Genomic DNA, 23,502 nt, shown 5'->3' with positions numbered 1-23,502 from the left:
CGATTCGTCCGTCCGACCGGCCTGTCCTGCCAAAGTTCGGGACTTAGGTCGCGCGGGTTCGCGCTCTCGGTCGGCCATAATAGTATTAGTTCAAGCAAGGGGTCGAGAATCTTGGAAGAGCTTATCCAGCTTGGGCGCCAGGTCGCGTCCCGCTGGTTTTTGACGATCGTTGACATTTCGATCGTCTCCTTTATCGTCTATCGTGTATTGTTGCTGGCTCGGGGCACTCGGGCATGGCAGCTTATGGTCGGCCTCATTGTCTTTACCCTCGCTCTCTATCTGACCGACGTTTTTCAACTGGAGACGCTCCACTGGGTGCTGGATCGAGCGACCACCTTGGGCCCGGTCGCGCTGGTCATTCTCTTCTTCCCAGAACTTCGACGCGTGCTGGAGAGCTTTGGCCGCATGGAGTTTTGGCGCACCAGCTTCTCCGTCGGCGAGTTGGACCCCATGCGCAAGGCGATTCAAGAGTGCGTTCAGGCGGCTACTAGAATGTCCAAAGATCGCATTGGCGCGCTGATCGTTTGGGAACGATCGGAGACCATAGAGATCGGAAAGGGCGCGGCCATCGATGCCGAGGTCTCCGCGCCGCTGCTCAGAACGATCTTTCATCCGGGTTCGCCGCTGCACGACGGCGCGGTACTGATCCGAGAGAACAAGATCGTGCAGGCCGCGGTCTACTTTCCCGAACTGAGCAAGAACGAACAGATCCCCGACTACTTTCATACTCGACACCGAGCCGGCATCGGAGTCACCGAACATTTCGACTGTGTGGCGATTATCGTGTCGGAAGAGAGCGGCGCCATCACTATGGCTCAAGGCGGATCGTGGACGACCGAACTGGACGCAGGCCGGCTGCGCCGGTCGCTGGAGGACCTGTTCATAGGGCCCGAAGACGCGCCCTTCTATCGAAAGATGGGCACCGCGCTAGGCAGAGTTCGGTTCAACCGAAAGAACTCCGCCGTAAAGCGAACTCAACAACCTGCCGAGACGACCGATGCTTAGAAATTGGCGCAATAACCTGACCGAGAAAGTGGTCGCCGTACTGGTGGCTACGGTGATGACCCTCTATGTTCAGGCACAACTTCATCCCATCATCGACCGAGAGTTTTCCGTCGCAATCCAAGCGGTCAATCGCCCGAGCGGACTGGAATTGGACGCCTTGCCGTTTCCATCGATCACGGTTGTGGCCAAGGGCAGCCGAGAGACCGTCGAAGCCATCAGCGCCAACCACATCCGAGCAGTAGTGGACCTCTCCAAAATGGTGGCTGGGACAAAAAGGCTTCCGATCAAGCTGACCTTTCCGGCCAGTTGGAAGCAGGAGATAGAACTGAAAGCCGTTCCTGGCGAAATAGAGGTCAACCTCTATCCTCGCGCCGATCGCAAAATGGACGTTTCGATACAGCTGACCGGGGCGCCGTCTCCCGATCAGGCGATGCCGGAAGCCTGGGTCGAGCCCTCTTCCGTTACCATCAGCGGTTGGTCGGAAGCGGTGAGAAAAACGGCGCAAGTCTTGGTCTCCTTCGACGTGGCCAACCTCCAGAGCGATTTGGAGATGGACTTAGCCCCAACCTGCGTCGATGCGAAGGGCGAACCTCTCAGCCGACTGCAGACCAACCCACAGACCGTGCGACTGCGCGTGCGGATGGTGCCTCAACCTTCGTCCAAGATCGCGCCGGTCAGCGTGCAGTGGCGAGACGCGCCGCCCTTCCCGTATCGGATAGTCTCAACCCTTGTCGAACCCAGCCAAGTTCGAGTGCGAGGCGAGCCGAACGCAGTTGCAAAGGTCTCGGTGGTCGAAACGATGCCCGTCTCCCTGGCCAGCTTAAAGACCGATGCAACATTGACCGCCCCCCTCGTTGCACCACCGGGAGTTCAGATCGAGGGTCGCCGCAGCGTTACGATTCGGGTGCGCATCGCAACGGTCGAGCCGCCCCCAGAGCCATGATCGGTCGTCGCGCGCCGACGAACCAGGTCGAACTGATCGAGACGGCCGACTTTCGCGAGTTTGTGGACGTGCTGAGCGAGGGTTTCGGTCTGAATCCAGACATGGCGTTTCAACTGTTTCAGCAGGACCCGCAACGGGACGTCTACATTCGCTTAGGGCTATGGAAGCCAACTTCGAAGGGTCGGGATTTGGCCTCGATCCTGACTGTCTTGCCCTGTCGAATGGAGTTGGGCGGTCTCCGCATCGATCTTGCGGGCATTTCGGGAGTAACGACGCATCCAGATCATCGTCGCAGAGGCCTTTCCCGGATATTGATGGACGCAACGCTCACCCGCATGGCCGAAGCGGGCTATGTTGCAGCGGGACTGATTCCCTTTGACTATGCGTTCTATCGAAAGCATGGCTTCGAAATGTGCGCCGTCGCCTATGAAGCAAGGATCAAGCCTGAAACACTGCCCAAATATCCCGAGGCTGCCTGTGCGCAAATTTGGGAAAACAAGCATTTGACTGGGCTGAAAGCCGTTCATGCGGCGGTCGGCGCTCGTCGCGCAGGCGCGGTCGAAAGACGAGGCGAACGCTGGAACTACATCATCTGGAACAATCGGCGCCGCATGGTGGCCGAGCGAGGCCAAGGCATCGAAGGGTATTTGCTTTACGATCTCGTCGAGCATGGCCAGCGGCTTCGAGCGCGGGAGTTTCTCTATACCAGCGAGTTTGCTCGAAGGGCGCTGATCGGCTGGCTCGCAAGAAACCCAGAAAGAGCGAAAGAGGTTTCAATGGTCGGTTCAATAGAGGCCGTCTCAAAGACGTTCCCCCAATTAGTCGACGCTCGGCACGCGGCTCCAGACCAGGCGATGTCGGCTTACCAGGCAATGCCGAACTTGATGCTGAGAACGCTCAACGCGCGCGCCGCGCTTGAGCAGGCCGTTGCGGTTCGCGGGGCGCCTTCTCAGACGGTTACGATCGAGATCAAGGACCCGTTGCTTAATCACAATGCAGGGCCGTGGGCGCTGTCGGACCAGGTGGAGCGCGTCGACGGACGGGCGCAGATTCGTATGGAGATAGGGGCCTTTTCGGCGATGCTGGGCGGCGGGCTAACGCCTGTGGAGGCGATGGCGAAGGGAGCGATAAGAGGCGATGCAGAAGCAGTCGAAGCGATCGATCGGCTCTTTCCGCGACTGCCGACCTGCTTGACGCTCGCCGACTACTTTTAGGCCACAATCATAAACATGACCCGAGCAATCGTGCTGGCAGGCGGACGAGGCAAAAAAATCTGGCCTTACGACGAGGCCAGAAACAAGGTCGCCACGCCCGTGATGAACGTGCCCAACGTCCGCCGCTTGGTCGATTCGCTCGTTTCGGCAGGTATCAGCCAGATCGCGGTCGCCGTAGGACATCAAGAGGGCTCGGTGCGAAGCGCATTGGAAGGATCGGAGGCCAAGATCGCCTTCTATCGGCCCGGACAAGAGGGCGGAACCAATGGCGCCGTGCTCTCTGGCTGGCCGTTGGTCGCAAGCGAGACGATCGCTGTCGCTTATGGAGACGTTTGCTGTCCGCCCGAGGCCATGCGCCAAGCATTGGCGGCGTTTGCGAGTTCGGGCGCGATTGCAGGCGCGGTCGTGTGCAAACTTGGACCGAACGACGACCCGAGGGATTGGATCGGCGCAGTGGTCTCTAACGGGGAGATCGGTAAGATCGAAGGCCACTCGACCGATAACGATCATCGGTTGGCGGGGCTTTACTTTCTAACGCCGCAAGCCATAGCGCATCTGGAGGCCAATCCAGGCCGTATGGAATCGGTTCCGATCGGCGGAATGCCGCCGAGCGAACCCGAACTGGCGCAGTCGATCCAACTCTTGATCGAAAAGGGCGAGCACGTTCAAGCGATCGAGACTCAAGGCTTCTGGATCGACTTAGATAAGCCTTGGCACATTTTGGAAGCCAATCGAAAGTGGCTTGAGCACGAGGCGGCTAGCCTGGCACAGAACCCAATAGCGGACGGCGCCCAAATCGACGATTCTGCAGAAATCGACGGTTTCGTCTCGCTGGGCAAGAACGCCCGAATCGGCAAACGAGCCGTCATCAAGGGCCCTTTGTTTCTAGGGGAAGGCGCGCAGGCTATCAACGGCGCGATCGTCAACGGCGCCTGCGCGGTCGGGCGCAACTCGGTTCTAAAGGACTACTGCCTTATCGATGCGGGCACTGTCATTGGCTCCGACTGCATCGTGGGACACGGCGCCGAGATGGACGGCGCGATGTTCGACGGCGCCTATCTCTATCACTATTGCGAGATTTCGGGCGTGGTGGGCGAGAAGGTCGATATCGGCGCGGCGACCGTTTGCGGCACGCTGCGATTTGACGACGGCGAGACGAGCCATTGGGTGCAGGGTCGGCGCGAGACGCCGCCCAACTTCTCCAACGCCACCTACTTTGGAGATTACTGCCGCACGGGGGTCAACGTGATCACGCTGCCGGGACGCAAGATCGGAGCCTATTCGTGCGTCGGCCCGGGCGTGATCGTAACAGAAGACGTGCCCAATCGCACGCTGCTGACCGTGAAGCAAGAACTGGTTCAGAAGGAATGGGGACCGGAGAAGTACGGCTGGTAATCAGCCAAATCGACCGCGGATGTAGTCCTCGGTCTCTTTCAATGCGGGCACCGTGAAGATCTGCTCGGTGGTGCCAAACTCGCGCATCTCGCCGTTCAAAAAGAACCCCGTGTAGTCCGAAACTCGCGCTGCCTGCTGCATTCCGTGGGTTACGATCACGATGGTGTAATCCTCTTTCAGCGTCTGCATCAGCTCTTCTATCCGGTAGGTCGCTGCCGGGTCGAGCGCCGAGGTCGGCTCGTCCATCAGGATGACCTGCGGGCTGACGGCCAAAACGCGCGCGATGCAAAGCCGCTGTTGCTGTCCGCCGGAAAGCTTCAAACCCGATTCCTTCAGCTTGTCCTTGACCTCGTCCCATAGGGCCGCGTGCCGCAGGCTGGTCTCTACGATCTCGGACAAACGGCTCTTCTCCTTCAACCCGTGCAGACGCGGACCATAGGCAACGTTGTCGAAGATGCTCATCGGAAAGGGGTTGGGCTTCTGGAACACCATGCCGACGCTCTTTCGAAGCTCGACCACATCGACCGACGAGTGGTAGACATCGATGCCATCGATCAGCACGCGGCCCTCGACGCGAGCGCCTTCTATCAGATCGTTCATGCGGTTCAAACAGCGCAGAAACGTGGTCTTGCCGCATCCGGAGGGGCCAATCAGCGAGGTGATACGGTTGGATCGAATCTCGATGTTGACGCTCTTGAGCGCCTGAAAGTTGCCGTAAAAAACGTTGACGCCCACCGCGGCCGCCATTACGGGCGGTTCCGGAGCATGGCGCGTCTCGAGTTCGGTGTCGATAACCATAGGCGGAGGCGCGTCGGCGATCACCATCGAATCGAGTCTACCCTTCGCAATTGTTAAGGAATTGTTAAAGGCTAAGCGATCAGACCCGCTCGACGGAGCGCGATCACGGCTTGGCGTATCGGCTCTTCCGGCGCGTCGAGACGGACGTAGGTCGCTCCTGTCCGTCGGCACACTGCGCTCAACTCGTCGCAGTGGCGCGATAGATTCTCTTTGTACGTCTTGAGCGCGCCGCTGGTTGCGGTGATCTCCATAGCGCTAGACGATTCGCTGTCGATAAGGCGCAGATCGCCTTCTAAATCCGGGTCAAGGTCAATGTCCGAAAGGATTTGGACGAATGCTATCTGATGTCCTCGTCCCGCCAATCGTCGGATGAAGTCGGCCATGTTCGGATCAAGTCCATCGGTGAGAACGAACGTCAACCCCGGCGCCTGGTTCGGTCTCTCTTCAATGCCCGCGCCCTTTGCTTTTAGCAAGGACAGCATCTCCGCAAGCTTGCGATAGCCCGCCCGTCCTCGAATGCCCGGGCCCGAACCCAGAAAGACCGCATCGCCCCCAAGCAAAGCGATATAGGCCAATGCCGCCGCGATCGACCGGGCATGGTCCAGTTTTGACGGCGCGCCAAAGCCCATCGATGCCGACGAATCGACATAGAGATGCGCGAGCAGCTCTTGCTCGTCTCGGTAAGTCTTCATCACCGGGCGATCGTGCCGCGCCAGGATGTTCCAATCCAGGTGCCTCAAGTCGTCGCCCTGGACATAATGCCGATAGTCGGCAAACTCGATCGAAACGCCTTTCCGAGGCGAGATGCGTTCGCCGCGAATGCGACCGGCCATGCTCTTGCCGGGTTTAAGGCGATAGCGGTTGAGCGCGGCTAACTGTTCGGCAGAAGGCGGCGACCAGTCGGACATGGCTACACCTTAAGCGGCTCGGGCTGGCCGTGCCGAGCATGATCGACCAAGGCTTCGACAATCTGATCCGGCGTTTTGCCGTCGGCATCCGCCTCGAAGTTCAACAGAATTCGATGCCTGAGAGCGGGCTTGGCAACCTTGATAATATCCTCTTGCGATGCATTGTAGCGGCCTTCTATCAGCGCAAAAGTTTTAGCCGCCAAGATCAGCGCCTGAGCGCCGCGGGGGCTGGAACCGTACTGCACATACCGCCTCACGGCCTCTGGCGCAGTTGGCGAGGCCGGATCGCTATCGACCACCAAACGTAGCGCGAAGTCCTGCACTTGGCTCGCTATCGGCACCTCGCGCACGATCCGGTGCATCCGCAACAGATCTTCTCTATCGGCAACGGCTTCGGCGATTGGCGTTTCGGTACCGGTCGTTCGCGCTATGATGTCGCGCAACTCCTCCAACGACGGATAGCCGACAAGAATCTTGAAGAAGAACCGGTCGAGTTGGGCCTCGGGCAGAGGATAAGTGCCCTCTTGCTCGATGGGATTCTGAGTCGCCATTACCCAAAATGGCGGTCCGAGCGGTCGGCGCGCGCCGCCGGTCGTAACGGCCTGTTCCTGCATTGCCTCTAACAAAGCGGACTGGGTTTTGGGCGTTGCGCGGTTGATCTCGTCGGCCAGCACGATGTTGGCAAAGATCGGCCCAGGGCGAAAGACGAACGCGCGCTGGCCGTCGTCTCCTTCGGCCAATACGTTCGAGCCAGTAACGTCGGCGGGCATCAGATCGGGCGTGAACTGGATTCGGTTGAAGTCGAGATGCAGCGCCTGAGCGAGCGTCCGCACGAGCATGGTCTTGCCCAGTCCCGGCACGCCTTCTAACAAAACATGGCCGCCGGCCGCCACCGCGACCAGCGTCGCCTCGACGACCTCTTCTTGCCCCACAATGACCTTGCCGACCTCGTTTTGCAAGGTGTTGAACTTGTCCCTGAACCAAGCCGCGTCCTCTCGTCCGTCCGTCACTCTGGTTTGCCTCCTGACAATGATTCGAAATATCGCTTGACCCGCTGTCGCTCGGCAGGCGGCACATTGGGCCTGTTGACCGCTCGCTCGGCGCTCTTCTGGTATTTGGGAAGCGCTTTGCTGAGCGGCACGTTGCTGCCGCCGGGCGTGGGCGGCGCGTCGAACTCCATGTATTGGGTCGATTTAGCGTCCTTGGGCACATGGCCGGCCACGGGCGCGTCCTTCATCTTGATCTTCAGCTCTTCCTGGGGATCGCCCTGATTGAGCCGGTCGCGCTGGCCGCTATAGTCGCCCTTATCGCTGCCGCCTTGACCATCCCGACCCAAGCCAGCGCCGAACCGAAAGTTAAAACCTTGCGCGGCCCGCATCCCTTGCGCGTTGGCCATCATCTCGCGGATCTGATCGGCCATTTCCTGTGCCAGTTGTTGAATCTGCTCGTCCGATTGGTTGTTAGCGGCCAACTCTTCCAATTGTTGCCGAAGCTGCTCGGCCATCTCGCGGAGCTCCTCGGCCGACATCTGATTCTGCTGATTCTGCTCTCTCTCTTGTTGGTTGCTTTCAGCCTGCTTCATCATCTGCTCAAGAAACTCGGCATACTCGCGCATCGCTTCCTGAAGCTCGGGATTGTTGGCTAACTTTTGCATGAACTCCCTGGCTTGCTGAGAGAGTTCCAGCGCCTCCTGTTGCTGCTGCAGAGACTCCATCTGTTGCTCTAAGGCCTGTCGCTGTTCGGGCGTTAGCGACTTCTGTTGCTCCAATTGCCGCTTCAGCGCCTCAATGTTCTCTTGAATGCGCTTTATCTGTTCTTGCGTCTGTTGCGGGCTGGCATTGGGCTGGGCGGCTTCAAGCGTCTTTTGGAGCGTCTCCTTCTGTTCGGCTTTGCTGGCCGGCATGTTCTGGAGCTGCTGGGCCAACGCTTGCTGCATCTCCTGCAGTTTCTTCATGGCGTCTGCGCCGGTGGGCAGTTTTTGCGCGCTCTGTTTGAGGGTCTCAGCGCGCTGGCTTTCCAATTTCTTCATCTGCTCGGCCAGTTCGTTCTTCATCGCCAGCGCATCGGTTTTGGAGAGTTTGCCCGCCTGGGCCTTTCGCGACATCATCTCGATGTTCTGGGCGATCCGCTTTTCCAGTTCGGTGGCGTCGGGCTTCTTGGCCTCCTCTAACACAGGAGCGGCGACGCGCTTCACATCCTCGCTGAGTTGGCGAACCTCGGCGTTGGCCTTCTTGATTTCGGGCTGCACGATGGCAATAAGAGACGGCAGAAATCGGACGAGGGCGAGCAAGAGCAGCGCGGCAACGAAGAGCGTCTGGGGCAGGCCAAAGCGAAGGGGCAGCGTTCTCTTGGGGTCGGCGGCCTGCGCGGCGATACTGGCGTCGATGATCAGAGCGCCGTCCATAGGGCTGGGCGGCCGGTCGGGATCGAGCGCAGTCGCAAGGCGATCCTTGAGGCCGGCGCGGCGATCCAGCAACATGGCCAAGGATTGGCTCGAAATCGGCCTCAAAATCGCGCAAAGGATGCCAACGCCTGCGCCGAAAGCGACGACAAGCGGCGAGATGAGCGGATGGAGCAACAACGCGCCTCTAAGGTCGATCGCTTCGAGAATGATCGCTATAATCGCCGCCCCCGCGCCCATAAACGCGCCATAACGCCAAACCAGCAACAACCGCACCCGCCTTCTGAAAGGGGTCAGCTGATCCTGTAGCGCGACTGCCTGCGAATCGATCGCCATGAGCCTGAGGTTACCTGATTATACGCAAGGAATGGGACGAGAGTTGCGCCACTCGCGGCTTAGGCCTGATGCATCCTAACGCGCTGGGCTAAGAGCGCCATCCCCAGCCCTGCCAGGGCGTAGGCTATCGACACCGACCAAATCTCGCCGCCGATCGACGGCCCGACAGAGATAGGGCCGCTATAGGCCGCTTCCAGCGCCCTATCGATCGTCCCGACCACGGACCATTGATACAGCCACTGCTCTCGCCATTGATAGCCCGCCGTAGCCGATGCGATAGTCGCCGGCAAAGCCGATATCGCCGTTAAGCAGAACAGCGCCGCAAAACGCTTAACCCCCAACCCCAAATCGAACGCGCTAATAAACCGGCACAGCCCCCAAGCAAAGAGCGCCATTCCCAACATGAACGACGCTAATGGCGAGTCCACAATCTTGCCCGCCCCGATGCTAGGGATGGCAAACGACCAAAACGTCAACCAAGCCGCCGCAATCAGCAAAAAGGGCAGCGACCCCGTCGGGTCCGCTCGAAAAGCGCCCGACCCTCGAAACCACCCGGGCCGTCGCTCGGCATGGCATGCAATCCAAGGCGAAACGGCCGTCAGCAGTCCAATGCCGACCGCCGCGCTCGTCGTCGCTGTTTCTGCATAATGGGTCCGCATGATCGGCGCCGCGCCGACCAATATCAGCAACAGAAAAACTAAAAGCCCTTGTCGTCTGGCGCTCCCAACGGCGTTGCCGCTCTGCAACCCCGTGCCAATGCTCCCCAACGTTACCAGAAGCCTGATCAGCGCCAAGGCAACGACAACGGTTACGACCCAAACCGGCACGGAGAGACCAAGAATGTCCGATTGCGTATCGGCGATCATGGCCGCCGCAAATGGATTGAGCGAGGCCAAAGGCGCCATGACGTACCCCATGCCCCAGAACGCACTACCGAAAGACATCGCCGCCAACGGAAAAGTAGCCGCCAAAAAGACGAACGCCGCGAAGAAACTGAACGCGATCGCGTTGCCGCTGCTTTTGGCGTAGACGGAGATAAACAGCGCGATCGCGGCCAGCAGGGTCGCGTCCGTCAGGATAATCAGGTAGGCTAAAGCCGCCTCGATCGGCGTGGCGCCACCGGCCAAAATGCCGATGCTCGCGGCGGGCAGCGTCATTGCCAACAGCAGCGCCATGTAAGAGGCTGCCGCCATCAGCTTGCCGACCAGCAGATCGCCCGCCCGAACCGGAGAACTGGTCAACAGATCGAGGGTCTTTCGCTCCCTCTCGCCCACAATCGCGGTCGCCGTCAGCGTCGGCGCGGCCAGACAAACCAGCGCCGTTTGGCCGGACAAAATGCCCAGATAGAGCGTCTGCAACACCATCTGCACGTCGGTCATCCCAAAATCGCGCTGAACGCCAAGCGCCAACATATAGACGATACCGACGATGCCGAACAGCAGTCCGATCAGAACGCCCTGAGCGACATAGGTGCGCTTAGACCGAAGCCGAGTCTTAAACTCCCGGCCGACGATCGGATTGGCAAAAACCGCCCGAATCGGCGCGGCCATTCCGCGCAATCAGCTCACCACGCCCTTGGTAACCTGCATAAAGACGTCCTCCAAGTCGAGTTCGGTCTCTCTAAACGAGATAATCTTGTGCCCGTCGGCGATCAGCGTCGAAAGCAGCTCCGCCTGATCCTCCACGGCGCCTTCAAAGCTCACCTCGATGGCGCCGTCTCGCGGATGGGCCGACAGCACGTGCGGCGCCGATTCCAGTCGCTTGACGAGCGCGTCCCTGTCGCTCAAAGACCGGATCTCTATTGTGCGATGCGCTTGAAGCTGTCGGACGATTTGATCCACCGGCCCCCACACCAACAGTTCGCCCTTCTCGATAATGCCGATCTTGTTGCAAAAATCGGCCAGCTCGGGCAAGATGTGCGACGAGACGAGCACGATCTTGCCCATCGCGCCCAACTCCTTAATCAGCTCCTTGATCTCGATCCGCGCGCGAGGATCGAGCCCCGATGCCGGCTCGTCCAGAAGCAGCAGAGTCGGATCGTGCACCAGGCATTTGGCCAGGCACAACCGCTGTTGCATCCCGCGAGAGAGGGTCTCTACATACGCGGTCTTCTTCACCGTCAGGTCGGTCAGCTCCAAAACGTTATCGATGATCTGTGGCCGGTCCGCGCGAGGCAGGCGATAGGCGGCGGCGAAAAACTCCAAATACTCTTCGACCGTGATACCCTCGTAAAGTCCAAAGAAATCGGGCATGTAGCCCAGCAACGGGCGCACCTCTTCGGGATGCGCGATCATGTCAATGCCGTTCAACGTTGCCGTGCCCGAGGTCGGCTCTAACAGGGTCGCCAGCATCTTGATGGTGGTGGTCTTGCCTGCGCCGTTGGGTCCGATAAAGCCGAAAACGTCTCCAGGATGAAGCTGAAACTCGATGCCTTGGACGGCTTCCAATAGGCCGTACTGTTTGCGTAGTTTCTGAACCTCTAACATGCGGGCAAGCCTCCCAACGGCATGATTATGACTTTCTCCACTGCCGTCGAATCGAACGAAGGGTCGAATAAGCGAACAGCATCGATAGACCGGCATAGGCGGGCGACTGCAGGAGCCCGCTGTCGATCGGTTGCTTGATAGGATCGCTGTATCTGTCCATCGCGGCCGTTGCGACGTTGTATGGATGGGCGCTCTCGACGATACGGCTAGCCGCAAACTCGCTCGCGCCGAAGCCGCTGAAGATCGCCTCGATCAGCGAAACGACGAACGGCAAAGCCAGCAAGAGAATGAAAAGCGTTAAATAGCTGCCGATAAGGGCGCTGATAGCGGTGCGCGAGCGGTAAGAAATCCAGCAGCAGAAGCTAACAACCAACGCCGTCCAAGAATAGACAGCGAGGTTTGCCAAAGCAACTTTCAAGAATGGCGGCTGCCCGCCTGCCGCCCCTAAGTTCAACGCCTGAAAGACAAAAAAGCAGGCCAGCAGCGCGCCGATCAGAAAGAAGCGCGATCCGACCTTGCCGATAAGGATCTGTTTAGCGGTCAGCCGCGTAACGACGATGGCGTCCCAGGAGCCTTTTTCGTAATCGGCGGCAAATATCGGGCCGCAGAGCGGAGGCGCCGCGATTGTGGCAATCGCTAATTGAAGCACAACCAGCGCGCCCGGCTCAAACCCGCCCGACTGCTTGAGCGGGATGGCGATCAGAGCGACCGCGATGACGACAATGGCCAGCGCCGCGACCGCCAAGGCCGGCTCTTTCCGCAACTTTCCAGCGCTTTGGCCGACCAAGTGATACCAAAGCAGGGGATTGTCGATAGGTATCACTGGGTTCGCCCCACGGGCACAACAAGGTAGGCGACGACTTCCTGTTCCGAATAGTGGCCTTCCGCTTTGACCAAGGGATCGCTCAGATTGATGTTTGCGCGAAGGGCGACGAAGCGCGGGAGCCGATCGCCTGCCGCGCCAAACGCTTCTTGAGGGCTCGAAGGATGCTGTCGATCGACTTGCGCCCCGCTCGCCCAGGTTAGATCAGCCTCGAACGTTACGGTCTCTCCAGGGCGAATAGTCAATGGCCGAGAGCCCATAGAAACGTTCGGATAGATAACGGTCGCGTTTTGCAGTTCAAAAGTCGTGCCGTTGACGATGCTCCCTCGATACCGCTTTCCAGAGACGTGCCGTACCGTGGCCGAAACCTTGCCCCCCAAATCGATGCGGCCGTCCAAATGCATCCGCATAAAGGAGAGGTTTCTAGCGTCTACCTGTGCAGAGATGTCGCGCCCGTCGTCGATCACGCGGACACTGGCGAGCACAGGCGCGTAAGCCGAATCATCAGCTCGATACATCTCTGCGGCAGGCGCCTTCAGCTCGTATCGACCCTGCGCAGACGAGAATATCGTGCCCGTAGCATAAAGCAGCGCGATCTCGGCCCCAGTCGGAACGATGAGAACGCCTTGCGTCTTGACCATTGTATGCAGAGAGCGCAGATCGGCCATCAGGGCATACGCAACCCCGACGAACGCCAGCGAACAGATCAGCGCCGTGAGCCAGCTCTTATGAAGGGCTTTTCGTCTCTTTAGCACAAAGTAATTCACGGGCACGACGAGCACAAAGTAAGCAAAGAGCGCCCCCACGACCGTATTGGCCGACGGCAAGGTGATTTTAGAGGCGACGGTGTCGGCGCTAGTCGACCAATAGGTAGCGGTTGCCAGACTCTCGATCGAAACGCGCTCGGCTTCCCTCCAGTTCGCGACATCGATCAGTTTGTGCTTGTCAGGCCACTGGCTCAGAGGGCGATCCCAAAGGCTGACGGCTACAAAGCAAACCGTTCCAAGACCATACGATCGAACGGCCATCAAACACTCTTCATCCGTCCCCGCCAGCAGCGCCGCTCCCGAACGCAACGCGCCGACGGTGCCGGTCGCCCGGTCGGAAAACGGTCGGCCCTGCAAAGCTCGCGCCAAGGGCGCCAGATTCAGGCCGCTCTTTACGCGCAGCCTTTCGACCGGGAGCGCGTCGGCCAACCCGGGCACCGACAAATAGACCGCGCCCGGACCGCCCAATAGATAAAGCCTGCCTCCCCTCGCCGTATGAAGCAGGATCGCGCCCCATTGAGCCTCGGCCAGCCTTTCGGCGCCAGCGCCGACGATCAGTACGGGACGGCCGGCATAGCCGATGGATCGATCGGGCGCGTTCTCTGGCCGCACATAATCGGGAATCCACTTTGCAAATGCGTCCGTCCCAACGGACGACGCCGCAAAAGCCTCCAAACCGCCGAACTCATCGCCGATCGCCACTAACGGTATCCCTAATTGAGGCGGAGCGTAGGCCGATTTAACGACGAATCGCCGGCGCCCGGCGACATAGGCGACGCTGTCGGGGAGGCCGCCCGGAGGATAGATGAGCGCGCGCTTGGTCGAACCGGAAGGCAGATCGACGGGCATTCGATAGAGGTTCGAGCCGGAGTTTGCCTCGATATAGCCCTTAAGGCTCGGCCCCTTGTTTTGGAGGACGATCCAGAGCGGCTCCATCGGCTCTCTGAATACGGCCATATGAGCGCGACCGAAGACCGGCTGAGCGCTGATCTCAACCTGCTGCGAGAGCGTTGCCGAACAGGCGAACAGACAGAAGCCGAGCGCCATCGCGATGCGTCGCATGATCGATGCGCCATTATAGCCGAATCGCGCTTATGGCCGAATCTGGGGCTCGATTCGTGCTCAAAATTGTGCTACATTCTCAAAAAATCCCGTTCAAACGGAACGCCGTTCGGAACGCCAGGCTCCCGCCTGGCCCGCGCTTTCGGCTCGCGGGGACGCTCGCCCTCCCGTCTAGACCGTTCGCAACGCCCGACAAATGGTGGTCGAAAGGTTCCCGACCCCTCCGCGCCTGTGGGCGCGGAGAGACAAAAAGTACCGCCGGCGTCCCCGCCGGCCTGGCATCCCTCGACACCCAGAGGTGTGGAGATACCGTCTTGAAAAGTCAAGTGGGCTAGCCTCGGCTCGCCCAGTCTGGTTCGAACGGTTGTTGAGGGATGAAAGGCGCCCCTCCCCTATATCCCCTCCCCAAACGCTCCGCGTTTGGGGAGGGGACTGAAGACGGACGAGGTCCAGAGACCGCGAGCCGAGGGCCTAGGGGAAACTGGGCGTCGCAACGATCTTCACCCCCCTTGATCCGATCTGGTAGGATCGATCCCGATGCTTGGGACTGCCCCGCCCGCGGACGACCTTTTCCTTTCCAAAGAAGAACTTTTGGACAAAGGCGCGCTGATCCTGGCGGACGGGAACGCCCAGTACGACGCGCCGAAGCCCTCCTTCTATCACGCCGATAAGGGCGTCCGGCTCTATGCGGGCGATGCGCTTCAACTGCTTCAACAGTGCCGCAGCGAGGCGTTCGACCTCATCTTCGCCGATCCGCCCTACTTTCTGTCCGATGGCGGCATCACGTGCCATGCGGGCCAGATGGTCTCGGTGGACAAAGGCCAATGGGACGCCGCGCGAAGCTTCCACGAGGTGCACGATTTTAACGTGCAGTGGCTGCGCGAGTGCAGAAGGGTTTTGAAGCCTAACGGCACGATCTTCGTCTCGGGTACCCACCACAACATCTACAGCGTCGGCTTTGCCATGCAGCAGCTGGGCTACGCGATCCTAAACGACATCGCCTGGTTCAAGGTCAATCCGCCGCCCAACCTCTCGTGCCGCTACTTTACCCACGCTACCGAAACGGTGCTATGGGCCAAGAAGGACAAAAAAGCGAAGCACTATTTTGACTACGAAACGATGAAGTCGATCGGCGACCCGGCGCCCGGCAAGCAGATGCTGAGCCTTTGGCGCATCCAGCCGCCTAAACCATGGGAAAAGCGATACGGCAAACATCCGACCCAGAAACCGGAGGAACTCTTGATGCGCATCGTGCAGGCCGCCAGCAAACCAGGCGACCTGGTGCTGGACCCCTTCTGCGGCAGCGGCACGACCGGCGTCGCAGCGGTGAGGCTTGGTCGCAGGTTTGTGGGATTTGAAATAGAAGAAGATTTTACAGCCGTGGCCGTTGCTAGGCTGAGAGACGATATCGCTTATCGATAGCCAAGTTGCATTGGAGCTTAATTCGGCGTCAACTCTGGGGGCTTAGAGTTTAGATATGAACCGGACCGATCTATGGGTATCACGCTTGAGAACAGACGATCCCAACGCTGTGTTTGATAAGCTGATTTCAACGCTTCGCAAATCAATTATGACCTGGGAGTACTTCGTAAATTGGAAAAAAGTATATAAATCATTATCTGATTTAGACTTGGATCTAAACATTCTCAATTATGCGGCAGGACATCCAGATGCCGAATCGCGCCTGCGTTATGTCATCAAAAACCACCCTAGTGTGTCTAAAGTGCTACCTGTGCTTGTAGCACTCAGATCCCAGAACAAAAGTGTTCTCGTGACTGATATTGATAGTGCTGGCTGTGAGCAACAATTAGCGTATAAATTTGATTCGAACTTGTCTGTTGACGAGGCGATTTACTTTTCCAGGAAGACAGGCATTATTGACTTACTAATTAACATTAAAAATGTTCCTGATTATGTTTTAGGTGTTGAAGTCGGACTTGACTCCAATGGTCGAAAGAATCGGGCAGGCACTTCAATGGAAGAATTGGTCAAGGCGAAGCTTCATCAGATCGCATGCAAGGGAGATATTCACTTCCTTTCCGGGGCGACTTACTCGGCTATATGGGAGAAGTTTTGCATAAAGGTGGAACCTGACAGAGCCAACAGGAGATTTGATTTTGCAGTAAAGTCGATGGGAAAACTGATATTAGTAGAAACCAATTACTATAGTGGAGGCGGTAGCAAGCTAAAGGCCGTAGCGGGTGAGTTGAAGGTGTTACACGATCACCTTGCAAATCAGCAGGTTGGCTTTGTGTGGATAACCGACGGGGAAGGTTGGAAAAGCAGCCAAAAGCCATTGCGGGAAGCTTTTGACCAACTTCCGTATATTTTAAACCTGCATTTCTGCGAAGATGGGCTTTTAGAAGATATTCTAATTAAATGCGAGTGGTATTAGGGTGGCTGTGCGCATTGAATGACATCGATGCTCTTCACCTCGTTGAGTATCCAAGGATAGGTAAAAGGCGGGAGCTCCGTCATGTCGGCGACCGCACTAGCGTCGCGCCCTTGAAGCTTCGATTTTTGTCCTGAGCCGGCACATAGGTCTGATACTGCTTCAGCTTGCCCAGTTCCACGACTAATCCTTGGTAGAAAGTGTGCGTGAACTCGGACTGCGATGGGGTCGGCGTCTCGGCTTCCGCGCCAAAAAGCCCTTCGATCCGTTGCCTCTGATCAACTAGGCCCCAAACGCCTGAGCGAATTCTGAAGAACCGATCGGGCATCTTCTGGACGATGCGTCGAATGCTGGCGAAAGGCGTCTGTGTGCCCCATTCGATTCCGGGCGTTTTCAGCGCCTCGCGATAGATGTCGGCAAGCGCAGCATAACCGCCGAGCCTCTGCAGCGCTTCCTCGACGGCGTCGTATTGATATTTCCGCGCAGGTCTCATGCAGGGATTATTGGAGGCAAGGAGGGCGGCTCCTGCCCCGAGCCAGATAAAACGCCCCCGGCGTCCTCGCCGGCCCTCTTCAAATCCCTCCGCGCCCGCCATTCGGAACGCTTTCGGCTCGCGGGGACGCTCGCCCTCCCGATTAGCGCGTCCGACGGTTCCCTGAACGCGCAAACGGCGACCTGTTCAGGGAGCAAAATGGCTTTCGCTCCCCTCCCTAAACTCGCCAGAGTTTGGGGAGGGGATACAGGGGAGGGGCACAATCGCCCGCTCTTGTCATTCCCCCGCGTAGTAGACCCAGCGTCGAGAGGAGCGCCAGATCAGCCAGACGCAGAGCGCCGACAGCAGAAACAGCATCCAGGCCATCGCGCAGGCATGCCCCATCCTAAAGTAAGAAAAGGCGTTCTGAAACAGATAGAGCGAATAGAACAGGGTCGAGTTCTCCGGTCCGCCCTGCGTCATCACAAAGGTCTGCGCAAAGTATTGAAACGCGCCGATCACGCCCATCACCGACATATAGAAGATCACCGGAGAGATGAACGGCACCGTGATATAGCGCAGCATCTGCCAGGGCCGCGCGCCGTCCAGCGCCGCCGCCTCGTAAAGCGCGATCGGCGCGTTCTGCAGCGCGGCCAGATAGATCACCATCGCTCCGCCGATCATCCACAGGTCCATCACAATGAAGCCCCATTTGGCCGTAGCCGGATCGGTAAACCAGTTGACAGGCTCCAGTCCTACGGAACCCAAAGCCTGGTTGACCGGCGCCGCCAAACCATTCACCGGGTTCAGCGTCCACAGCCAAAGAAACGACGCCGCCACAGTCGGAACCACCGCCGGGACGTAGAACAGCGCTCGAAACACCGCCTGTCCCCGCAGATTCGCGTTCAGCAATATCGCCAGAAACAGCCCCAATATCACGCTCAAAGGAACCTCGATGAGCATGAAGGCCGTATTATATAACGAGCGCCAGAAGTAGTCGGCGTCTCCAACGAGGTCGATGTAGTTGTCCAGGCCGACCCATCGCGGCGGCGACAGCGCGTCGAAATCGGTGAAGCTGAGATAGAGCGTTGACAAAACGGGATAGAGCGCAAATGCGAAGAATCCGATCAGCCACGGCGCGACGAACGCGTAGCCCGAAAGATCGTTCTTAATAGAGGAGCGCATCCAGCTCCAACATTCTATTAAACCAGGTTGACTCCCTGCAGGCTTTACAAACTTCTGGCCCGTTGCATATAGATTATGGGACGCTTCTCAAACCCGCCCAAAGGATGTGGAACATAAACCTCGGGCGAGCGTCAAACCGTTCGTGGCGACGCTGTGCAAAACATGAGGCGCTGACAGACCGATGATCCCCCAATGGGGGAACCCGCACCCACGGGAGGTCAATCAAGGGGGTTTAAGGAAGAAAATGAATACTGCTGATTTTCTGAAGCAGATGGACGAACAGAGGCGGCTGGCCAAGCAGGTCCAGTGGGAAGGCGTTTTTGCCGACTACCTGGAGGCTGTGGCCAAAGATCCAAAGGTCGCCAGCCTCGCCCATGCGCGCCTCTACGAGATGGTGGCGGCAGACGGCATGATAGAGCGCGGGGACGATCTCCCAAAGGATTACAAGTTCTTTACCACCGAGCTGTACGGCATGGATCGTACGCTGCAGCATCTGGTCGAGGAGTATCTGGCTCCGGCGGCCAAGCGGCTGGATGTGCGGAAGCGAATTCTGCTGCTGGTCGGCCCGGTGGGCGGGGGAAAGTCGACTTTGGTAACCATGCTTAAGCGGGGACTGGAGAAGTTCTCCAAGGCAGAATCGGGCGCGGTCTACGCCATTAAGGACTGCCCCATGCACGAAGAGCCGCTCCACCTAGTGCCCGAGGAGCTTCGCGCCGAGTTTAAGAAGCGATACGGCGTGCACATCGAAGGCGACCTCTGCCCTGTGTGCCGCTGGCGCATGAGCCACGAATGGGGCGATAATTTCGAATCGGTGCCCGTCGTGAGAATCTTGCTCTCCGAGCGAGACCGAGTCGGCGTGGGCACGTTTAAGCCCAGCGACCCCAAGTCTCAGGACGTTTCCGAACTCACCGGCAGCGTCAACCTCAACCTGCTGACCCAGATCGGCGTCGAATCGGACCCGCGGGTCTACAACTTCGACGGCGAACTGAACAAGGCCAACCGCGGCATCATGGAGTTCATCGAGATGCTGAAGGCCGACAAGCGATTCTTATACGAGCTGAACACCGTAGCGGGCGAGCAAATGATCAAGATCGGTCGATTCTCGCTCATCTACACCGACACTGTAGTGGTGGCGCACACCAACGAATACGAGTTCAATAGCTACTTCTCCAACAAGGAGAACGAGGCAATGATCGACCGAATGTTCGTGGTGAAGGTGCCCTACAACCTGCAAGTCGGCCAAGAGGTGCGCATTTACGACAAGCTGATCCACCAGTCTCAATGGAACGACGAGACCAACGAGCTGGCCAAGGTGCACATCGCGCCGCACGCGCTGCGCTCCGCCGCCATGTTCGCCATCATGAGCCGACTGAAGCCGCCCAAGAAGAGCGGCATGTCGCTGCTGACCAAGATGAAACTGTACGACGGCGAGCGACAAGTGGGCGACTGGGACCAGCGGCACGTTAAAGAGCTTCGAGAAGAGTACGGCGACGAAGGCATGAACGGCGTCTCGCCGCGCTTCATTCTCAATCGGCTATCGGCATCGATGGTAACCAGCAAGGCCTGCATCACGCCTATCGATGTGCTGCGATCCTTGCGCGACGGCCTGGTAGAGCACACCAGCAGCGAGGAAGAGCGCAAGAAGCTTCTGACCATGCTGGACGACGCTCGAAAAGAATACGACGAGCTGATCAAGAAGGAAGTTCAGCGCTTCTTCGTCTACTCGTACGAAGAGGCGGCCAAGACCCTAGTAGAGAACTACCTGGACAACGTGGACGCCTACTGCAACAAGACGAAGGTGAACGACCCGATAACCGACGAAGAGCTGGACCCCGACGAGAAGCTGATGCGCAGCATCGAAGAGCAGATCGGCGTCAGCGATAACGCCAAGCGCGAGTTTCGCGAGGGCGTGCTAAGAAGCGTGGCATCGCTGGCTCGACGCGGCGCGCGATTCGAGATTGGCAGCGACGAGCGCCTGAGAGAAGCGATCGAGCGAAAGCTCTTTGCCGACCTAAAGGACATCGTCAAGATCACGACCTCGGCCAAGACGCCCGACCCCGACCAACTGAGAAAGATTAACGACGTGGTAAACCGTATGGCAGAGGAAGGCGGCTACTGCGCGACCTGCGCCAACGAAGCGCTGAGATACGTCGGAACCCTGCTGAATCGATAAGCATGAAAGCCGCCCGGCAAGTTAGTGGCTTGCCGGGCGGCTTTGCGTCTTAAGGCAGGCGAGCGATCATCGGCTTGGAAGAGTTGTGCCGATAGTCGTGCCGCACGGTCTTCTGCTCGGGCGTCCCTCGCGTCTTATCGATCGCGCGCAGCATCAGTTCGCCGTCGAACCTTGCCTGGAGACCGGTGAAAGAAGCTTCGTCCACGAACCAAGTTCCGGCGCCCATTCGGTTCTCTAATCGGCCCGATTGCGCCGCCTTGGCCGCGCCGTCGCTCAACGTGCCGCTGGTAGTCATCTTGATAGAGACCTCGGTCTGCCCAGTGCGGCGAAACTCGGCGCGTCTGACTAAGAAGGACGTCGGCTCGACCCAGATCGTAAGGTTGCCGGCAATCCCGGCCCACGATGCGGGGCCTTCCGCTTTGGTCAGACCATTCTCGATCGTCTGGCTGTCGATAGAGCTCAGCATCTCGGAGAAGCCGCGACCGGCCATCCAGAGCGCCTTCTTGGCCAGCCATCCGAATTCGTCGCGCCTGCGCCAAGTTTGCAGCCTCGATTCTTGGCCAGAGTCGTTGATTTGGCCCGATGGTTCGACAGCCATGAATCGGGCGATCTGAAGGTGGTATCCGCCGTCAATCTCCAAGACGCCCGCTTCCTCGACGGATCGGAAGATCTGCATGGCGGAGTTCTTGTCGTAGGTGATTTTGGCGGCCCGATTTTGAGGCGCCAAATAGATCGGCGGCTCTGGATAGGTCGCATCGGACAGACAGTAGCCGTATCGACTGCCGTCCGTGGTCCAACTCACGGAGAACGTTACGCGCCCGAACTCCGCAACGAGCAAGTCCGCTGGCTGGGTCAGGCGACCGATCAAAGTAACGCTAGATCGATCGACATCTTTAAGCTGGTCGAGCAGGTCTGCGCCAGACGGCAGCGCCAAAGCTACCGCGATACTAATCGACATAAGGTTTCTCATCATTCAGCCTCCTTAATGGGTTGTGCTTACTATTTCTAAGTCATATTTGCCTCAAACCAAATAGCATCAACAGCCGCACTCATTCTTGACCGCCCGAATACTGCTCCCCAGCGAGATGCCGTAACATCCCGATACATCGCATCGAACAAACCATGAGGAAAACGAACATGTATCGCATCCTTGATAAGTAGTTATCCAGTGGTGGTATTCAACTTCCTGGCAATCTGGTTTCCAGTAGAAATTGAGGACAAGTTCTTGGGACACGCCTATGGTGTTCGGTATGGGGTTCGCCTCACACTTGTTGTTACCCGGATCGCCAGCCGGATTATACTCGCAGGTAGCAGAATCGATGGTGTTAATGATGCACTTCTCGTCGTCGCAGGGCTCATAAGGATTAGGAGTATAGTGGCCGCATTCATAGAATTGCGACTGCACTGGCTCGCAACCATCGCATATAGGATCGTCAAGCGAAGATAATAGCAAATGAACCCAAGCGAAATCGTCAATCCGCGGCTCTGATCTTCTGAAGTCCGCATAGTGATCGTGCGGTTCCGCCGTTTCGCGTTTGGGCGTGACTCTGTAATCCTGAAACGATCCATAGTTTAAGTTCATGTCAGCGCCGATGCCGACTTGCATCTTTGGCTCAAAGTCAAATAGTGCAATCAAGTCGGCACTAGCCTGGATTTGATGTGCGCTAGTAGCAAAGCAAACTGAAGGATTTGTGAGCGATAGACTAGGGAGGATAGCCGCAAAAGATGAAACCCAGATGCTACTGACGGCCACCGCAATGACAAGATTCATGATGGTCTCCTTACAGTAGTTGACGATCTATTACTAAGTATAGCACGCAATCGCTTATTTTGCAATGCCCGGAAGCCGTTTCTTTCGAAGCACAGCCAGCATCAGTGCCGTTGCTAATGCCGTCAGACTGGCCGGCTCGGGCACGACGTTTCCTCCGCCATACTCGACGATGCCATCGTCGTGGAAGTAGTAGGTGGAATCATAGCTGACCATGCACGATCTCAGTGTAACTCCCGGCCTGCCGACAGGGCTCTGCCGAGTGGTCGAGATAGTTATCTCCTCGTACTCTGGCGCATCAGGACTGACCCGCACCAAGAAGTGGCCGACAAAAACTGGCGGTTGATAAATGGCCTGAGTACCCGGATAGATGAACTTGAAGGCAGCTCCATTTTCAGTCGCTATCGGCACGTCGGTGTTGCCAGGATTGACAGAATCGGCATGAAGGCGGCCTGCTGCCGCCACAACACGGTTGCTTCCCATGTGATCGATATCTGTATGGAAACGGGCGTTGCCTCTTACGTTGGTCGGGTCGTATTGATGAACGGACAGCAACTCTTCGAGCGAGCCGTCGGGCGAGTCGTCTCGAAAGTCAAGGAACACGTTCATGATGTTCCAGTGCGTTCGGGACGCGCGAAAGTCGAACTCTATCCCGACCGTGATTCGAAAGTAGCAGCCGGGCAGCACGTGCAGCGTGTCGATAGGAATCCCCGCCCAATGAGGCGTCTGCTCGCTCAACGGGGGCGGTTCTGCGAAAGGCCCAGAAAGGTCGATGAACACGCGCCCCAAATCGGCGCGGGCAAAGCAAGCAAGAGAAAAAAGACAAATGCAAGTGCGCGCATGACGAGATACCCTCCTATCGAAAGATGATAAGACTTAGCATCTCTGACGATGCCCGCGTGAGAATTGTTTCCTGCAATTTTGACAGTAAGAATCAACCCTCCACAATCAGCGTTACTGGACCGGAGTTGACCAGTTCGACCTGCATGTCCGCGCCGTAGACGCCGCGCTCGACAGCAGCCCCTAACTCGATGCAAGCCTGGCAAAAGCGCTCGTACAGCCGCTCGCCCTGCTCGTATCCCGCCGCCTGATCGAAGCCCGGCCGCCGACCGCGACTGGTATCGCCATAGAGAGTGAAGTTGGAGACTGCCAAGATCGCACCGCCTACAGCGGCCAGATCAAGGTTCATCTTGCCTTGGTCGTCGTTGAAAATGCGCAGGCCGACCACCTTTCGCGCTAAGGCCAGCGCGTTCGATTCGTCGTCCTCTTTGCTCACGCCGACCAAAGCCAGAATGCCTAGCCCGATCTCGCCCGATACATCGTCGTCCACAACCACGCGGGCTCGCGATACGCGCTGAACGATCGCTCGCATGG

General features: G+C 58.2%; 21 protein-coding genes. 7 read left to right on the top strand and 14 right to left on the bottom strand.

Going from position 1 to position 23,502, the window contains the following annotated elements:
• The first annotated feature begins 111 nt into the window (after positions 1–111).
• Genes HUU60_00275 through HUU60_00260 form a run of 4 tightly spaced genes read left to right on the top strand, consistent with a single transcriptional unit; the run spans position 112 to position 4,557 of the window.
• Positions 112–1,005 carry a TIGR00159 family protein gene (locus HUU60_00275; protein ID NUL81142.1) on the top strand — a complete coding sequence of 298 codons (894 nt, stop codon included), beginning with the start codon at positions 112–114 and terminating at the stop codon, positions 1,003–1,005.
• Complete coding sequence (locus tag HUU60_00270; protein NUL81141.1) at positions 998–1,948, top strand: hypothetical protein; 951 nt, start codon at positions 998–1,000, stop codon at positions 1,946–1,948. Before HUU60_00275 ends, HUU60_00270 begins: the two co-directional genes overlap by 8 nt.
• Positions 1,945–3,162, top strand: coding sequence for a GNAT family N-acetyltransferase (locus HUU60_00265; protein ID NUL81140.1), 1,218 nt, complete (start codon positions 1,945–1,947; stop codon positions 3,160–3,162). The genes HUU60_00270 and HUU60_00265 overlap by 4 nt, the downstream gene beginning before the upstream one ends.
• Positions 3,163–3,177: 15 nt before the next feature.
• Complete coding sequence (locus HUU60_00260; protein ID NUL81139.1) at positions 3,178–4,557, top strand: NTP transferase domain-containing protein; 1,380 nt, start codon at positions 3,178–3,180, stop codon at positions 4,555–4,557.
• On the opposite strand, the gene HUU60_00255 is transcribed toward HUU60_00260, so the two are convergent.
• Genes HUU60_00255 through HUU60_00220 form a run of 8 tightly spaced genes read right to left on the bottom strand, consistent with a single transcriptional unit; the run spans position 4,558 to position 14,138 of the window.
• The gene (locus HUU60_00255; protein NUL81138.1) at positions 4,558–5,382 is read right to left on the bottom strand and encodes a phosphate ABC transporter ATP-binding protein; all 825 of its coding nucleotides are present in this window, start codon (positions 5,380–5,382) and stop codon (positions 4,558–4,560) included.
• Between the two features lie 44 nt (positions 5,383–5,426).
• A complete protein-coding gene (locus HUU60_00250; protein NUL81137.1) occupies positions 5,427–6,263 on the bottom strand; it encodes a DUF58 domain-containing protein in 837 nt (278 codons plus the stop codon).
• A 2-nt stretch (positions 6,264–6,265) separates the two neighbouring features.
• Positions 6,266–7,273, bottom strand: a complete 1,008-nt coding sequence (locus HUU60_00245; protein ID NUL81136.1) for a MoxR family ATPase — start codon at positions 7,271–7,273, stop codon at positions 6,266–6,268.
• A complete protein-coding gene (locus HUU60_00240; GenBank protein ID NUL81135.1) occupies positions 7,270–9,000 on the bottom strand; it encodes a hypothetical protein in 1,731 nt (576 codons plus the stop codon). The genes HUU60_00245 and HUU60_00240 overlap by 4 nt, the downstream gene beginning before the upstream one ends.
• A 59-nt stretch (positions 9,001–9,059) precedes the next feature.
• Positions 9,060–10,550 carry an ABC transporter permease subunit gene (locus tag HUU60_00235; protein ID NUL81134.1) on the bottom strand — a complete coding sequence of 497 codons (1,491 nt, stop codon included), beginning with the start codon at positions 10,548–10,550 and terminating at the stop codon, positions 9,060–9,062.
• Between the two features lie 9 nt (positions 10,551–10,559).
• Entirely contained in the window at positions 10,560–11,486 is a 927-nt protein-coding gene (locus HUU60_00230) for an ABC transporter ATP-binding protein (protein ID NUL81133.1), read from the bottom strand.
• 25 nt (positions 11,487–11,511) lie between these two features.
• Positions 11,512–12,309, bottom strand: a complete 798-nt coding sequence (locus tag HUU60_00225; protein ID NUL81132.1) for a hypothetical protein — start codon at positions 12,307–12,309, stop codon at positions 11,512–11,514.
• The gene (locus HUU60_00220; GenBank protein ID NUL81131.1) at positions 12,306–14,138 is read right to left on the bottom strand and encodes a hypothetical protein; all 1,833 of its coding nucleotides are present in this window, start codon (positions 14,136–14,138) and stop codon (positions 12,306–12,308) included. The genes HUU60_00225 and HUU60_00220 overlap by 4 nt, the downstream gene beginning before the upstream one ends.
• A 537-nt stretch (positions 14,139–14,675) precedes the next feature.
• Between HUU60_00220 and HUU60_00215 the strand changes: the two genes are divergently transcribed.
• Positions 14,676–15,560, top strand: a complete 885-nt coding sequence (locus tag HUU60_00215; protein NUL81130.1) for a site-specific DNA-methyltransferase — start codon at positions 14,676–14,678, stop codon at positions 15,558–15,560.
• A gap of 55 nt (positions 15,561–15,615) precedes the next feature.
• On the top strand, positions 15,616–16,533 hold the full coding sequence (locus tag HUU60_00210; protein NUL81129.1) for a type II restriction endonuclease: 918 nt from the start codon (positions 15,616–15,618) through the stop codon (positions 16,531–16,533).
• A 79-nt stretch (positions 16,534–16,612) separates the two neighbouring features.
• Here the strand turns inward: HUU60_00210 and HUU60_00205 are convergent, their stop codons facing one another.
• A complete protein-coding gene (locus HUU60_00205; protein ID NUL81128.1) occupies positions 16,613–17,023 on the bottom strand; it encodes a hypothetical protein in 411 nt (136 codons plus the stop codon).
• 276 nt (positions 17,024–17,299) lie between these two features.
• On the bottom strand, positions 17,300–18,187 hold the full coding sequence (locus tag HUU60_00200) for a sugar ABC transporter permease (protein NUL81127.1): 888 nt from the start codon (positions 18,185–18,187) through the stop codon (positions 17,300–17,302).
• A gap of 244 nt (positions 18,188–18,431) precedes the next feature.
• Between HUU60_00200 and HUU60_00195 the strand changes: the two genes are divergently transcribed.
• Positions 18,432–20,360, top strand: a complete 1,929-nt coding sequence (locus HUU60_00195; protein NUL81126.1) for a protein prkA — start codon at positions 18,432–18,434, stop codon at positions 20,358–20,360.
• 49 nt (positions 20,361–20,409) lie between these two features.
• Here the strand turns inward: HUU60_00195 and HUU60_00190 are convergent, their stop codons facing one another.
• From HUU60_00190 to HUU60_00175, 4 genes are all read right to left on the bottom strand, one after another.
• Entirely contained in the window at positions 20,410–21,333 is a 924-nt protein-coding gene (locus tag HUU60_00190; protein NUL81125.1) for a hypothetical protein, read from the bottom strand.
• Between the two features lie 63 nt (positions 21,334–21,396).
• Positions 21,397–22,131 carry a hypothetical protein gene (locus HUU60_00185; GenBank protein NUL81124.1) on the bottom strand — a complete coding sequence of 245 codons (735 nt, stop codon included), beginning with the start codon at positions 22,129–22,131 and terminating at the stop codon, positions 21,397–21,399.
• 54 nt (positions 22,132–22,185) lie between these two features.
• Positions 22,186–22,866 carry a PEP-CTERM sorting domain-containing protein gene (locus HUU60_00180; protein NUL81123.1) on the bottom strand — a complete coding sequence of 227 codons (681 nt, stop codon included), beginning with the start codon at positions 22,864–22,866 and terminating at the stop codon, positions 22,186–22,188.
• A gap of 196 nt (positions 22,867–23,062) precedes the next feature.
• Positions 23,063–23,500: a D-tyrosyl-tRNA(Tyr) deacylase gene (locus HUU60_00175; protein ID NUL81122.1), complete on the bottom strand. Its 438-nt coding sequence runs from the start codon at positions 23,498–23,500 to the stop codon at positions 23,063–23,065.
• Between the last annotated feature and the right edge of the window lie 2 nt (positions 23,501–23,502).

The sequence above is a fragment of the Armatimonadota bacterium genome (assembly GCA_013359125.1).
Classification (GTDB): Bacteria; Armatimonadota; Fimbriimonadia; order Fimbriimonadales; family GBS-DC; genus JABWCR01.
Note: the sequence above shows the minus strand (reverse complement) of the source record. Positions and strands in the feature narration are given on the sequence as shown.